The organism is Microbulbifer sp. VAAF005, from assembly GCF_030012985.1.
GTDB lineage: Bacteria > Pseudomonadota > Gammaproteobacteria > Pseudomonadales > Cellvibrionaceae > Microbulbifer.
On sequence record NZ_CP120233.1, the window covers coordinates 530970 to 547329 of the forward strand.

At 53.3% G+C, this 16360-nt stretch carries 8 protein-coding genes and 1 pseudogene; all 9 read right to left on the reverse strand.

Annotation, left to right across the window (positions count from 1 at the left end; all coding sequences use genetic code 11):
- Positions 1-8 precede the first annotated feature (8 nt).
- Complete coding sequence (locus tag P0078_RS02315) at positions 9-1160, reverse strand: class I SAM-dependent methyltransferase (protein ID WP_282932865.1); 1152 nt, start codon at positions 1158-1160, stop codon at positions 9-11.
- Complete coding sequence (locus tag P0078_RS02320) at positions 1157-2257, reverse strand: saccharopine dehydrogenase NADP-binding domain-containing protein (protein WP_282932866.1); 1101 nt, start codon at positions 2255-2257, stop codon at positions 1157-1159. Before P0078_RS02320 ends, P0078_RS02315 begins: the two co-directional genes overlap by 4 nt.
- Entirely contained in the window at positions 2254-2574 is a 321-nt protein-coding gene (locus P0078_RS24435; RefSeq protein WP_282934685.1) for a hypothetical protein, read from the reverse strand. Before P0078_RS24435 ends, P0078_RS02320 begins: the two co-directional genes overlap by 4 nt.
- Entirely contained in the window at positions 2556-4007 is a 1452-nt protein-coding gene (locus P0078_RS02330; RefSeq protein WP_282932867.1) for an ABC transporter ATP-binding protein, read from the reverse strand. The genes P0078_RS24435 and P0078_RS02330 overlap by 19 nt, the downstream gene beginning before the upstream one ends.
- Positions 4004-5797, reverse strand: coding sequence for an ABC transporter ATP-binding protein (locus P0078_RS02335; RefSeq protein ID WP_282932868.1), 1794 nt, complete (start codon positions 5795-5797; stop codon positions 4004-4006). Before P0078_RS02335 ends, P0078_RS02330 begins: the two co-directional genes overlap by 4 nt.
- Entirely contained in the window at positions 5798-11383 is a 5586-nt protein-coding gene (locus P0078_RS02340) for a non-ribosomal peptide synthetase (protein ID WP_282932869.1), read from the reverse strand.
- Between the two features lie 48 nt (positions 11384-11431).
- Positions 11432-13885, reverse strand: a complete 2454-nt coding sequence (locus P0078_RS02345; RefSeq protein WP_282932870.1) for a non-ribosomal peptide synthetase — start codon at positions 13883-13885, stop codon at positions 11432-11434.
- Positions 13792-14976: a condensation domain-containing protein gene (locus P0078_RS02350; protein WP_353057097.1), complete on the reverse strand. Its 1185-nt coding sequence runs from the start codon at positions 14974-14976 to the stop codon at positions 13792-13794. The genes P0078_RS02345 and P0078_RS02350 overlap by 94 nt, the downstream gene beginning before the upstream one ends.
- 3 nt (positions 14977-14979) lie before the next feature.
- A pseudogene (locus P0078_RS24440) lies at positions 14980-16295 on the reverse strand (amino acid adenylation domain-containing protein); the annotation flags it as partial.
- Between the last annotated feature and the right edge of the window lie 65 nt (positions 16296-16360).

Sequence of the window (16360 nt, forward strand, 5' to 3'; positions counted from 1 at the left end):
ACAGTCCCTTAAACCGCCCTTGCAACAAATAAGGTTTGGCCGGCTACTGATAGCGGCGATGTCGAGGGTGCCAGGAAATACTTAATCTCAAAGCCAGCGCTAACCAGCTCTTCCTGCCAGGCTGCGCTATCGATAAATACCTGATCCGAGCCCCCTCGCCGATCTTCACTGCCCAAAAGAGTCCCGGATTCAGCAGGGGAAAGCAGAAACTGCATTGCCGTTAACATGGCGTGGTTATCCCGAGTGGATTCGCTAAACAATAGCCAGCCACCAGGGACAAGCGACCTGCGAATACGCTGTAGCGTTTGGCCAATATGAGCAGCGTTGTGCAAAACATTGCCAGCCACAACGATATCGGTACTTGCCGGCGCAATTGACTGTGCAGAAAAATCGACATTGATATCGAGCAGGCTGCAACGCAAACCGATGTGATTGCGGAATTTCTTCTGGGCCGCAGTGGTAAATACTGGCGATACATCGGTAAAGCGATAATTAACCGGCCTTCCGGCTAAAGCATCTAAAATTGCCGACGTGGTTAGGCCTGCACCTCCCCCCAATTCAAGCACCCTCAGCATAGGCCCAGGCTTGACAGCCTGTTTTACGATGTACGCTGCGGCATAATTGAGATACGTCGTAAACCAGTTGTTCTGGTAGGCGGCCAGTGCCGTTAGTATTTCTCCATTCTCGAACAGCAATTGATTAATGGAGACTTGATCCCGCACCAATTCAGACAAATGCCTCAGGAGCTTTTGATGTGACTCGGCCATTTCAGGGGGAAATCCCAACGCACCGTAGGCCTCCGGTAATTTATCTGCTCCGACTGCACTCTCAGGAATTTGCTCCCAGGAGTAGTTGCCATTACTGAGCTTCAAAAACTCTCGTTCAACCAAGGCAACTAGCCAACGGCGAATTAACCAATGGTGTCGGCAGGCGGCACCTAGCGTATTAATAATTTCCTCACTGCCGCGCCCAACACTCTCTGGAGTCAGCGCTCCGCTGGAGGAAAATAACTCCATAATCGCCCGCAGGCTGATGAACTCAAGCCTCTGCATTGCAGCCGGCAGTTTTGCCAAACCACTGCCTGTAGCAAGCTCAGCGTGTAAAGCTGCCAGCCCAGCCTCATGGGCGGTATCGGCGGGTGGAGGTGTTAGGTTTTTCAAATGGCTCCCTCCTCAAGGCACACCATATCTTCAATACTTGTTTCCAGGGTGGTTAAAAAACTCAATGCCCCAATCTTCGACATGCGTTCCATCGCCAATGCCGGCGGCAATACTTGGGCGCAGTAATGACAACCCGGTGGGATTTCATCGCGAAGTACAGCCATAGTGGTGACTGCGGCTACCGCTGCTGTTAGATCTGCATTGCCAGTGCCCCGCAACGCGGCTGTGCGAGTGCGCTCTTGCTCGTTGTATTTACCGGTAAGTTGCAAAAGCATCAGCACATAAGGATCGCGCCCCGCCAGATCCAGTTCACTGGCCCGACACAGGGCTGCACGCGCTTCATCGCGGCTAAAACCATGGGCAGTATTAAAGGCGGATAAAATATAAGAGCCGCTAACCGCGTTATACCAATCACCATCAGAGAGGGATAAATCCTGAGCCAGGCGCTCGCCCTCGCTATTTAAATACGGAAGCACAGTGGTAGATTCAGGAAAAAAGGGCAGCTCGACATCGGAACGGCGTTTCAACATTCCATTCACCCGGCGTCCATTACGCCAGGCCGCCAAGGGCTTGCTGTGCTGTTCGTTGGCGCCTTGCAAATAATCATCGGCGGCGACATCGGTAAACCGATCGCGCAAGCCGAAATAGCTGATCAGGCTCTCTACCTGTGAAAACTCCTGCTCTGCCAGCCAGCGTGGTAGCAGACTACTGAGCCCCGGCTGTAATCCAGCAGATAAGACTGCGATCAATCCACGGCTCTGGTAATAGGATGAGTCGAGCTGCTCATAAAGAGCCTCATCGCCAGCAACATCGATATAAGCTGCCCCCGCTTGCGCCGCAGCTTTGGCAACCCTGTCGCCAATTAAATGTGAAGGTCCTGCACAATTGATCAGAACCTTGCAGCCTGAAACAAACTGATCAAGTGAATTTACATCCCGATAGTCCACAACCTGACAGGAAATATCTGAGCTATTTGATAGCGGCTGTTTATGTGCATTGCGACCACCGATACGCAAAGGGCCCACTTCCAGGGACTGTAAATAACCGGTAACCGCTGCACCCACATCGCCATAACCACCTAAAATCGCAATTGTCATAGGCTTACCTCCATATCGGACTCAACCAAACGCCAGCCAGTAGCACGGCTGCGCTGTTGCCAAAAATGTGCATACAGACCCTGCTGGGATAACAACTTGCGGTGATTGCCAACTTCAGCCACCGCACCTTCTTCAAGTACGATTATTTGATCCGCGTTCATAATGGTGGATAATTGATGGGCGATCACAATGACAGTGGACCCTTGTTTTAATTGCTGCAGGGAACTGTTCAGGTACTTTTCATTGCGCGGATCGAGTGCTGCTGTTGCTTCATCCAGTACAACAATAGGTGCAGCTTTTAATAGGGCACGGGCGATAGAAACCCGCTGGCGTTCGCCACCAGAAAGTGCAGCGCCCCCTCACCTACCTGCGTCTGCCATCCCTGGGGCAAACGCTCGATAATCTCATCCACGCCAGCCAGTTTCGCCACACGTTCCAGTTCTTCCTGACTGGCTTCGGGACAGCTCAAGCGAATATTCGCTTCCAGGGTGTCGCTGAACAGATACACATCCTGCATAACGATAGAGATCTGCCGCATCAGGTCTTCTGTGCGCAGTTGCCGCACATCCACCCCGCCCACTTTTACCTGGCCCTGGTCGGTATCAAAAAAACGCAATAACAAACGGGTGATGGTGGTTTTACCCGAGCCTGATGCACCGACTATCGCTGTAGTGGTACCCGGAGAAACCCTAAAGGAAAGATCCTTCAATACCGGTTGCCCCGACTCGTAGCTAAAATTCACATTTGAAAATTCAACCAACCCACCCTGCTCGGTAAAAGGCTGAGATTTGGATGGCTGAGGTAGCGGCTGCTCAAAAAGAATAGCGGCCAGTCTGCGTAAATCATTACCGGCCATGCGCAGCAGACCACTGCGTCCGGCGAGTTCCGCCAGAGGACCGGTAAATCGGGCCGCCAAAGCTAGCAAAGCCACCAATTCAATAGGGGGAAGTTGTTGATTGAGCGTGAGCCAAATACCCACGGCAATCACTGCGGCAAAGGCGAGTTGCACCATAAATCCCCCTGCAAATAAACGGGGGAAGGTCTGCCGCAACATGGAACCCGCCGCTCTGCTTTGCCCGGCAATCGCCTCTTCCAGTGGGGGATAACCGCTGACATTTTTGCCAAAAGACCTGAGTACCGCTTGGTTGCGCGCAAACTCCACCACCCGGCTACTGGCGCGAGCACCGGCAGCATCCACTTCCGTTTCCATGGCGCCTATCCACTGGGCGGACCAGCGGTGGCCGATATAAATCAGGGGCACGAACAACAAAGCGGTCAGCCCCAAGCGCCAGTCAAACCACAACATTGCCACCCCCACTGTCAGTGGAGTAACAACACCGCTGACAACAGGAGGTAACAAATGGGCAAATACGTTGGTTACCATCAAGGTTCCCCCAGTTGCGCTGCGGGATAAACGACCCACTTTTTCGGAGTTAAACCAACCCAGAGGAAGTTGAGAGAGGTGTTCACCCAGTCGATTGTGCAGAGTTTTCAAAACCAGGATGGCCAGCGCAGCCCCTTTAATGGTTTGCTGGTAACGGGCAACGCAGGCGATCGCAACAACCGAGAACAGAGCGATCAACCAAAAGCCAACCACCTGCATCTCAGAGGCCAACAGTGCACTGAGCAGAGGCACCAGAAGTGTCACCGCGATGCCCTGCAAAACCCCATAGGCGAGAAGCCATACCGCATAAATGCCAACTTCACGGCGATGCGCAGGTCCGAGAATGGCGAGCAAACTGCGAATCATGATGAGACCCCGCTAATGACCTGAGCCTCACTACTAATTGCCTCTTCATTCTTTTCCGCACTGTTGTATAAACGCCATAATTCCGCGTAGTGATTTCCCTCAGACAATAGTTGTCGATGAGTTCCGCATTCAACCAAGCGGCCACCATCCAGGACCGCAATCTGGTCAACACCGGTGATGGTGTGCAGCTTATGGGCAATCACCAGTACCGTGCGATTACGCACCAGGCAGGATAATGCCTGCTGAATTTGAGCTTCGGACTCCGGATCGGCATGGGCTGTGGCTTCATCCAAAATCAACACAGGGGCATCTGCTAAAAGCGTCCGCGCGATACTTAAACGCTGCGCTTCTCCACCAGAAAAAAAGGCATCCTTGCCAATAACCGCCTGGTAACCTTGGGGGAAACTTAAAATTTTTTCATGGATGCAGGCACTGCGCGCTGCATCTACCAACTCCTGGTCACTGGCATCCGGGCGCCCAAGGCGCAGGTTATCTGCCACAGTGCCAGCCAATAGCTGAGCCTCTTGAAGTACAAAGCCAACATGTCGATATAAATTGTCCGGATCTATATCACGGACATCGACGTCTCCCAGAAGCACAGCACCTTGGGCCACGTCATAAAAACGGGGAACTAGTTTGGCCAAGGTGGATTTCCCGGCACCGGAGCTCCCCACCAAAGCTGTGATCGAGCCGGGGTGACAGCGCAAAGTAATATCGCTTAATACCGGCCGATCCTGGGTATAGACAAAGCTGACCTGCTTAAAGAGCAGCCCTGCATCTTTGGGCTCTTTGGGTTCAGAGGTAACAGCCAGAGGCTCAACCTCCAACAATTGATCGATCCTGCCTGCGGCAGCTTTGGCTTTTTGCTGGGCGGTCAGCCCCTGACTCAAGGTGAGAATCGTCTGGGGAATCATCACAGCGATCAGCGTTGTTGCGAGAACATCAATCGGCTGAATGCCTGTATTCACCACCAGCCAAGCGCCTCCGGCCAGACTCACCAACATAATGACCGGCACCGACAGGGCCAGAGAGGTGACTGCCTCCAGACGCACAAGCGGTGTAACCCAGCTTGTATAACGGCGACTGAAATCCTCGACGGCCTGTTGATAATTCCTGTGGGCGCGACCGGTTTGCGAGAAAACCTTGACCACCGCAATGCCGTGGACAAATTCAACAATCGCAGCACTGACCCGGCCAAAGTCCTTATCCAGCTGCTGCATTTTTTCCCCGAAACCACGCATCATCCAGGCGTAGGACACGAGGTAAATTGGCAGGGTAACTACCGCTAACAGGGCCAAGCGCCAGTCGAGCCAGAATAAGTAGCCCAAGCCCGCCAGCGGCAGTGCAAACGCAGCGGCCAACTCCACCTGATGATGCGCAACCATATGGTGGAGATCATCGAGATCATCTTGCACGGCCTTGCGGACCGCACCGGAAGTGTGCTCGCTGTACCAACCCAGAGGCACCTGCCCCAATTTCCGCACCAGGGCCCGCCGCAGTTCCGCCTGCATACGCTGGTCGGCAATATGGGTTAACCACAAACCAATTACGGTGCAAATCCAACCCATCGCCAGCCCGGCAACTATCGCGAATACAACGGGAATAATCGCCTCGGCAATATCACTGATATCGGGCGCAAGGAACAGGCGAGCCAACTCAACGATACCAATAAAAGGGATCAGCGAAGTGAGTGCACCACAGGCACCGAGCGCCACCCCCAGCCACACGAGGCCAAGAAATGGACGCATCAGTTCCCGCAGGTCAGACTTTGGCAAAATTTGCTCAGCCATCTATTTACCCGCTTTACCGCGCTGTAATGGTTTTGCCAAATGCTCGACGACGGTGGCAACCTGCGGCGGTTCCATAACGCTAAAGTGATTGCCCGGCACATCGATTAATTCAAAATCACCCAGACAAACTTCCTGCCAATAAGGCGCAGCCATATGCCCTACGCCGGCGGTGACACCGAAGGATTGCTCTTCCTGGCAGCGCAAATACGTCATATCGCCAATATAGGGAGGAAGGTCAAAACAGGCGGCGCGCATACTGTGTCGGCACACCCGGAAAAGCCCCGGTATCATCGCGGCTTCGACCGGCACACCCGCCTGGGCAGAGGCCATTTCGGTATAACTGGCCAGGCGCTGTTCCTGGGTGAGTTGAGAGCGTTGCCGCACGGCTTCCGCTACCGCTTTAAGCCCAGCATCACCATTGAGTTCTGCCATCGCACCAGCAGGAACACGACCGTTGTGTTTCTGCATTAAGGTCTCGATCGCGCGGGAAATATCCTCGCTCTCGATATGCTCACCAAATACCGCTTTTACCGGATCGAGATTTAGGTTGGGGGCAAAAATCGCTTCGAAAGCCAGCTCTTCATCGGTATCGACAAACATTGGGATACTGTCGATCAGGCTCAGGTCAATCACATCGACCCCGCGCTCCAGCAATCTCCGCGAAACTTCCGTCGCCAGCAGACCACCCAGGCAGTAACCAATTAACTGGCAGCGCTGGTAGCCCTCGTCAATTATTCGCTGGGCGTAATCGTCGGCGGTGCGCTCGATTAATTCTTTTGCATCAATCGACAAATACTCTTCCGTATTCGCTACCGCAATCCCAAATACTGGACCCAGATCTTGAGCCGCAAGCGCTTTGCCCAAGTGCTGGAAATAATCCAGGGTACCCAGGGCTGCATGGAACATAATCCGTACCGGCGCCCCTTCTTTAGATGCCCCTTTACCCTCGCCTATATGACTGAAAGGGAACATCAAGGAATTGCTGCCCTCTCGGGTAGTGGCAACCAAAGTGTCGCTCTCAGTATCTTCCTGCCCCTCGGCAACAGCATCCGGCTCAACTCTCAGGGCTCTGGCCAATGCAGCAACCGTTGGTCCGTTGAGCATGTGGCGCAACAAGGCGTCGTAAGTGAAAGGTTTCGCTTCCGGAATTTCTTCCAGCAATCGCCCTGCAACCCGCGCCATAATCAGCGAGTCACCACCGAGATCAAAAAAGCTATCCTGGCGGCCGACATTATCGAGACCCAACGCATTCGCCCAAAGTTTGCACAGAGCAGTTTCCAGTGGGTCCATTTGCTCTGAGTTCGCAGCCTCTTGCGTATCCCCCGTTGCTGGACGCCAACCAGCCAGCTTTTTGCGATCGATCTTGCCATTGGCGGTGAGCGGTAGCTGATCGAGAACTTGCAAATGTGCGGGCACCATATGTGCGGGCAACCGATTCGCTAAAAAGTCCCGCAGTGTCCTGGCACTCAAATCCTGTCTGTCAGTTTTCATCTGCGCGGCCAGTAGATTCATGCCGAAGGCAGACAAAGGATGGTCATCTTCAGGCAGGGAAAGAATCTGTCCGGCTCCATTGGCTTTCAACAGCGACTGCCATTTCCCGATAGAAAGGAACTTGGTCGCACCACAAGCGCGATCATCACCCGCCGGGTCCATCATAAAGCCCTGGGTAAGTAAGATATGGGCGTGATCCACCGTTGGCTCAGTCAGGATTAACCAGCCTCCGGGTGCCAGTAACTCCACAACACTGGCAATAGCCGCCTCTGGATCTCGGGTACTGTTGAGCATACCTGCACACAAAATGACATCTGCGCTATTAGGAGCCAAACCCTGGGCGCGATAGTCGGTATTGAGATCCATTAATCCAAAGCGTACCCAAGGCCACTCTTTAAATTGGCGGCGAGCCTCAGTCAGGAAAAATGCGGTCATGTCAGTGAATAGATAATCGACGTCATATCCATCCAACATAGGAATAACAGAAGCGCTGGTAGCCCCTGTGCCCGCACCCAGCTCAAGAACCCTTAACCCTCTATCGCTCTGGGCGGCAATACGGTTAATTAATGCGGCAGCGGCGGCATTGTTATAGCGGGCGATAAGATCATCTCGATAGAGAGCCAAAGCCACCTGCTGGTCGCCTTGGGGGAACAACAACTCAAATGGGTTTTGTTGATTCGCTAATAACTGCGGTAATAACTCGATATGATCCCGGTGATATTGCAGGAATTCCCGATTACAAAAGCTGCTTTCAATCCCCTGCTCAACTCGCTTCCACACAGCATCAACAGCGGAAGCATCAATTTCTTGGGTTCGCGTGTATTTTTCCTCAGTACTGGAGCTGGCAGTGGATAAGCTGAGCAGCTTTGCGTTAACGAGAAGGTCCAACCAACGACGCACTAACCAGTGATGCTTTTCATGTACTTTGGCTAAGGAGAGAACTTCTTCTGAACTATATCCCTGCTCACAATTTGTAAACGCCCCTAATTCCACCAGACCGTGAAGCATCGATAACAGGGATGCATTTTCAAGTGCCTGGACATAATCGCCGACACTGACAGCTTCTGGCTCACCAGCCTGATAGTGCGCAAACTGACGCACTGAATTTACCAGCTCGGGATCAATAGTCGCCGGTTCTGCATCATCTAAGCGACGGCTTTCCACAAAACCCAACAGATTTAAATCCGCTCGCGAGTCTCCCTCTTTCTTTTCAATCACCGTCGCCGCTGTTGACACTGCGGGGTGGGCCAGCAATGCAGACTCCACTTCTCCCAGCTCAATACGGTGTCCGCGAATTTTTACCTGTCCGTCTTCACGGCCCAGGAACTCGAGTTCACCACCGGGTAAATAGCGGCCCAAGTCACCAGTGCGGTAAAGGCGCTGGCCATCCACCGGATGAGAAAAGAACTTCTGTTCAGAGAGCGCCGCATCACCGAGATAACCATCGGCCAATCCGAGGCCAGTAATCATCAGCTCACCCGCTACCCACACAGGGGCATCGCGCAATTGGCTATCCAATACCCTGAAGCCCTGGTTCGTCAGCGGCACGCCATAGGGAATACTGGTCCAAGCAGAGTCGACCCGATCAATACGGTGATAATTGGACCAAATCGCAGCTTCTGTAGCCCCACCCATACCGATCAGGTCGAGTGCTGGCACATGGCGCCGGATATGTTCCGGTAAAGTAACCGGAATCCAGTCTCCCGACAGCATTGCCAATCGCCAATCAGACAATGGACGAGGCTCTGTATCCAAATAGGTAGCCAGCATTTGTAACTGCGCAGGAACAGAGTTCCACAATGTCACCCGGTGCTCATCCATGACCTCCGCCCAGTGCGAAGGGTCTGCGCCACGGGCTGGATCGGTCAATACCAAAGTCGCACCCACTGCCAAGGGGCCGAAAATATCGTAGACCGACAAATCAAAACTGAGTTGAGCCAAACCCAAAATGCGATCGCCCGGGCCCACCTCGAAACGGCGATTAATATCCAGCACCGTATTCAAAGCGGCCCGATGATTAATCATCACGCCTTTGGGATCGCCGGTAGAACCGGACGTATAGATAACGTAAGCGAGCTGCTCCGGGTCACCGTTGCTGGCCACCGGAATTTCAGTTTCAGGAGCCAGGCTATCGACACTGATCACCTGCACTTCTGACGGCCACTGAACTTGGCTGGCGAGGTCACTGAGTGTCAGGACATATTCCGCCTCTGCACTGAGCAACAATTTATTGAGGCGTATTTCCGGTTGTGCCGCATCCAGTGGCAAATAGATACCACCGGCCAAAAGCACACCGAGGGTCGCCGCTATTTGCTCTCGCCCTTTCGGCATTGCAATAGCAACGCGGCCACCCAGCTGGAAACCTTCTTTAGCCAGGGCTTTGGCGATGCCCGCCGCTTTTTTTGCCAGGTCGCCATAACTCACACTGCCATTGCAATCAATAATGGCGATAGCTTCCGGCGTCGCCGCTGCCTGGGCAAAAATGCCCTGATGCAATAACTCTGAAGGAACAGGTCCATCGGTCTGATTAACCTGATGCCTCTCCTGTTGCTGCCACTCGGGTAAAGAAACTGGAGATTTACTAAGCCATTGCCCGTCGCCGCCAGCGGCAAGCTCATTCAATAAGCCGGTAAAGACCGCGAACATATCCTCCACCAGGCCCGATGGAAAAACACCCTGGCGCACGTCCCAGTTAATTTCCAGACCATCGGCATCGTCCCTTACCTGGCAATCCAGGGTGACTTGCGGTGTCTGGGTAATTCCCCTGCCGGACTTTCTACCGCTAGCGGGTTTTTCGGTATCTCCCAGACCAATAGCACTGGTAAATACCACCGGCATCAATGCGGCCTCGGGTCCTCGCGCACGTGACATTTCCCGCAGTACTTCCACACCGGAGAACAAGCGGTGATCAATATCACTGAACAACTGTTCGCCAATGCCTGCCGCCCAATCGCGAAAGGTTTTTCCATTGGAATCACCAATCGCCAACACACTGACCGAAGTAAAATCACCAATCAGCTGGTTAACCTGAGGGTGTAAGGGCAATCGATTCAATAATGTAAGACTCAGGCTGAAGCGTGGCTGACGACTCCAACGCTGCAATACCGCGGCGTAGGCAGCCAGTACGGCAACTGATGCGGTCAGTCCAGCAGCACCAGCTCGTTGCTTCAGTTTCTGCCAATGGGTAATATCCAGGCGGTAGTGATGGCGATTAAAGCGCACAGATTCCGCTTCTGAGGCTGGCGGCAATACCGGTAGCTCAGGTGCTGCCGGCAGTTGATCGAGGCGGTCCAACCAATAGCGACGATCGTTTTGGTAGCCTTGGCTGTCCAGTAGACTCCGTTCGGCCAGTAGGTAATCGCGAAAATCAATTTCCAGTGCAGGTAGGGAGGCACCGGGATTCGCTAGCAGAGTATCAAGCTCGCTGAACAGTATGCCCGCACTGGCCCAGTCTGCGATCAGTGCATCCATAGAGAAATGTACGATATGTCCTTTATCCGTGCGGGTATGGCGCAGCTCGAACATCGGCCACTCACCAATGGTGTACACACGGTGGTCCAGTTCATCTCTCACCGATTTAAGGGCGAGCTCCAGGGCTTCCTCATCCATGCCGGTGAGGTCCTGACTGATCATCTGGTAGTGCGGCACTTCCTGGAGGACCCGCTGATATCCCTCCTGCTCAATAACCGCCCTCAACATAGGGTGACGCTCAATCAGCTGGTTCCAGGCTTCCTGCAAACCTTTTGGGTTTAATCCGGGATATTCCAGCTCCAGGTAACCGTGACAGGCAACGCCACCATAGCCAAATGCATTTTGCCGCCCCAACAAATAGGCAGTCTGTACATCGGTTAAAGGGAAAGGCTCATGCCGATTTTCTGTGTCGGCCTCGACCACCACCCCCAAACCAGAGTCATTGCCAGCGCCTGATTGAGCAGCGTTTAATATTTCAATAATTTGTAACTTATGCTCCCGTAACCTTTGCTTGTGCTGCTCGGTCAGCAGGCCTTTGGCTGCGCGGAAACGCAATTGTTCAGACTCGGTCCAAAGTTCAACCCCAAGCCCTTGTAGTTCGTCGATCAGTTCCATAGCCGTCATGGGGTTAAAACTCCGTCCAATCGCTGAAAAATAATTTACTTATCAAATTCATATCACGCCCTCTTCCACCATATCCGCATCAATATCCACTGGCGGTTCCATTGTGCTTAGGGCACCGGCAACATCTGCCAGTCTCGGAGAGGCAAATAAATGTCTGAGGGGAAGGAGCAAACGGTGCTGCTGTTTTAGGCGGTCAATAAACCGGGTTGCCAATAAACTATCGCCACCCAATTCAAAGAAATTTTGATCGCGGTTTATTACGGGCAGGCTAAGAAGCTCTTGCCAAATCTGGGCTACCAGACGCTCGTTATCCGTCACCAGTTCAGCCGCTTTTTCCTGTTGCGGTTTTTCCACCGCATTCACGAGTTTTAATACTGAAGCCCGATCCAATTTGCCGTTTGCACTTAGGGGCATTTCCGGCAAAGTCACTATGAAATCCGGAACCATGTAGGAAGGCAGGTAACAGCGAAGATACTCGCGTAAGTCATCAGTACTAAAAGTTGAAGGACATTCAGGTTTGAGCACAACGGCAGCGACCAGCTGTTGTTCTTCTGTGGCCAGCACCAGGGCGCGCTGCACAAACATCTGACGATTAAATACGGTTTCGATTTCACCCAGCTCTATGCGATGGCCACGGACCTTGACCTGGCAATCGGCGCGCCCCAAAAATTCCAGGCATCCATTCGGCCAGTAGCGTCCAAGATCCCCTGTGCGATACCAGCGCTCACCATCGACCCTAACAAAGCGCGCTTCAGTCAACTCGGGAGCCGCGCGATAGCCCATGGCGACTCCGTCACCGCCAATCCACAGCTCACCCGTTGTCCAGTCAGGGCAGTCGCGCCTCTGGGCATCCATTACCCTGAATTTCTGGTTAGCCAGGGGGTACCCGTAGGGGATCGAGTGCCAGCTTGGGTCAACGTCTATAACTTCAAAACTGTTGGACCAAATAGAAGCTTCCGTGGCGCCCCCCAGTGCGATAAAACGGCAATCGGGCTGTATTTGTTTTAATCGCTGGGGTAAATCCAGGCCAATCCAATCGCCGGAATTTAATACCAAACGCAAATTGCCAGGCGGTGTACCGGCACCGACAGTGAGTAACATGTCCAGTAGTGCCGGTACCGTATTCCAGATGGTGACGCCGTAGTGACATACCCATTGATGCCAGCGCTCGGCATCCCGTCGGTCCTCTTCTTCAATCAATACCAGCGCACCACCGACCGATAGCAGTCCGAAAATATCGTAAACAGAGAGGTCAAAATCCAGGGCTGAAATGGCCAGTACACGATCATTTTCATCAACAGAGAAACGTTCGTTGATATCCGCAATGGTATTCCAGGCGGCACCATGACTAATTTCGACGCCCTTGGGTTCACCTGTGGAGCCGGAAGTGAAAATGATATAAGCCAGTTGCTCAGCTTCTGTTGCAATAGGCTCATCTATAGGAGCGAACTGTTTGGCCTGTTGAATTGCACTTTGGTCGAGCACCACTTTTACATCGGCACGGCGCAACATTGACTCACGCCTCGCCTGCGGTTGATCGATACCGACAGGTAAATAAGTGGCTCCCGCTGCGAGTACGCCCAAAACAGCGGCAATCTGGTCGGGTCCTTTCGGCAGGTTAACGGCCACCACCTCGGCAGGTGAAACCTGGCTTTCCAATAACCAGGCAGCGATACGCAAAGCACGTTCTGCCAGAACGCCATAACTCAGAGAATTATCGTCTCCCCAATATAAGGCGATATTGTCGGGATTTGCTTTTGCCCGCTGGAAAAATCGCTGCGACAAATTATCCGTTGGGTCAATTGCGGTACGCTTTTCAAGCTGGGTTCTCAGTTCCCGTTGAGCCTTGGGTAATAAATCAGGCGGTGTGGAATCCCATTCAGCGTCACCCGCCCATTGGAGTAAGCCGATATAGGCCTGGAACATTTCCGCGCACATCCCCTCAGGGAAAAGCGCTTCGACCACATCCCAATTTAAGAAAACGCCTCCCTCGACTTCGACCACCTGGTGATCCAACCAGACTTGCGGCGTTTGTGTCAGGGCCCAGATGGGTTCCCGCAGAGGCCCATCCTCCGGTGCCGCTGTGCCACCGGGAATACCCAGTGCACTGGTGAAAACCACGGGCATTGTGGCTTCCGCGTCGCTCTGCCGGCGGGCTAATTCCCGCATCAGGCTTACACTGGAAATTTCGCGATGTTCCAGGGCCGCGCCAACTTCCCCTTGTATTTTTCGCGCTCTTGCCAACCAACTGTCGCTGGCTTCTGGCCAGTAACCCACCAGGGTCAAAGAGGTAAAGTCGCCCATTACCCGATAAATATCCGGGTGAACCTCACGGCGGTCGAATAAGGTAAGGTTCAGGCTCAAATCAGGGCGACTGCTCCAGCGGCTAAGCACTTCGGCAAATGCAGTTAGAAGCAGACTCGAAGGCGTGATTCCCTGTTCAGCAGCACGTGCAACCAGGCTTTGCCAGGTACTCTTGTCGATATGCTGTTGATGACGCACGAAATGCGGCCGTTCAATGGATGCCGGCTCCCGAATAATGGGTAATTGGGGCGCGGGGGTAGCTCTGATAATTTGTGCTGCCAAAATGTTTTTGCGGCAGCCAGGGGACCTTCTTCAAGATCACTATCAAATACCGCGGTAGTTTGCGGCAACACATTGCGCACATAGTCGCGGAAAGATAGATCGATTGCAGGTAGATCAGTTTCAGGGCTCTGATAGAGGATATTTAACTCTCGGTAAAACAGCAGAATACTGAAAGCGTCGAGAATTAAATTATCCAACCCGATAGCCAATCGGGTATTGCGCTCACAGCGCACTGCACGGACATCAAACAGCGGCCATCGGCTTGGCTCAAACACCTGCTCCGCGCACTCCTGTCGCAGTTGCGCAAAAGCAGAAGTTGGATCGCTGTCTACGTCTGTAACATCAATGGAAAATCTCGGCACATCGGCAAGGACGCGCTGTCGACCTTCGCTGTCGAATACAGCCCGCAGCATTTCATGGCGGGTAATCATCGTGTTTAGCGCAGATTCCAAACGCTCCAGATCGAGATCAACAACGTCATATTCGCGATAAAAATGACAACCAATGCCACCCAAAACAAATTCTGGGTCCCTTCCCAGCCAATAGGCCCGTTGAACCTCAGTAGGTTCAAAAAGCTCGTGGCGAGTGGACGTATCCGATTGCCAAGGCGTAGTAGCAATTTCGGTAGCGCTGTTATTCTGCTCTGGATTCTCAGCAGGGTCTTGAGCTAATGTCGCAGCAAAGGCGGCCAGGCTTGGCTGGCTAAACAATTCCGACAGTGTGACACCTTCAAAGCCAGACTCACGCAGATCTCGCACAACACGGGTTGCTAACAGGGAGTCTCCACCGAGTGCGAAGAAGTTGTCGTCCCGGGCGATATCAGCAACATCGAGGAATTTACTCCAGGCGGCAGCGACCTGCTGCTCTAACTTGCCTTGCGGCGGATTCTGTTTTGCCTGATGCTGCGCTAGGGATTCATCGGCAAACTGTTGCAAACTACCGCGATCAATTTTGCCATTGGCGGTAAGGGGGATCTCAGTGAGACAGCAAAGCTCACTGGGAAGCATGGCGCTGGTCAATCGCTGGGTCAGGAATTCCCGCAGATCGCTCAAGGGTTCCTGCAATTGCTGCAAATCAACAAAGCACTTTTCTGAAGCGGTATTGGTTTTCGCCACTTTGGGCTCTGGAACTACAACCGCAACCACACCTCGCTGGGTCAGCAGAGCGACTGCTTGCGCAATCGCATTGTGCGCAGTCAGCGCGGCTTCGATCTCGCCGAGTTCGATGCGGTGTCCACGCACTTTGATCTGGTTATCGGCGCGGCCCAAAAATTCCAGGCAACCATTTGGCCAATAGCGGCCCAGGTCTCCGGTGCGATACCAACGTTCGCCTCCGTCTGTTACAAAACGTGCTGCGGTGATTTCAGCAGCACCTCGGTATCCAAGGGCAACGCCCGCACCACCGATCCACAACTCCCCTACCACCCAGTCAGGGCAATCTCGGCCCAGGGAATCCACCACCCTGAATTGCTGGTTGGCTAAGGGGTAACCATAGGGGACGGATCTCCAAGAGGGATCGACTTCTTTTACTTCAAAATTGTTGGACCAGATAGAAGCCTCGGTGGCCCCCCCAAAGCGATAAAGCGGCAATCCGGATTTACACGTTTTAACCTTTCCGGCAGGTCCAGGCTGATCCAGTCTCCGGAATTTAATACCAGGCGCAGCTCTCCCGCTGGAGTATCACCACCGGTGGTTAACAGCATATCCAAAAGGGCCGGTACTGTATTCCAAACAGTAACGTTATGTTGACACACCAGCTGGTGCCAGCGCTCTGCATCCCGCCGAGATTCCTCTTCAACCAATACCAGTGCACCACCTGCGGACAGCAGCCCAAAAATATCGTAAACGGATAGGTCAAAATCCAAGGCTGATACTGCGAGCACACGATCACTTTCGTTAACAGAAAAGCGCTCGTTAATGTCCGCTATGGTGTTCCAGGCACTTCCGTGGCTAATTTCAACCCCCTTGGGCTCACCGGTAGAGCCAGAGGTGAAAATGGTATAAGCGAGGTCTTTTGTCTCACCCACTACGGGCCGGGATAAAGGGGCAACACCCGAGAGCACAGACAAGTCATCAATAACCAACTTGGCTCTGGCAAGCTTGAGCACACGCTCCCTGCGCAGCGGTGGCTGGTCTATTCCCAGCGGCAGGTAAGCCGCTCCAGCGGCCATTACCCCAAGAACGGCTATAATCTGCTCCGCGCCTTTGGGCAATAAAATCCCGACCATATCACCAGGCTCAACCCCCTGAAGTTGCAGGTATGCTGCCATTGCCAAGGCGCTGTGGGCCAAGTCCCCATAGCTAATTTGCTCATCGTTCCAATACAAAGCCGCGGCTTCCGGGTGGCTTTCAGCATTGTTAAAAAACTGCTCGTGTAATTGGTGAGACTGAG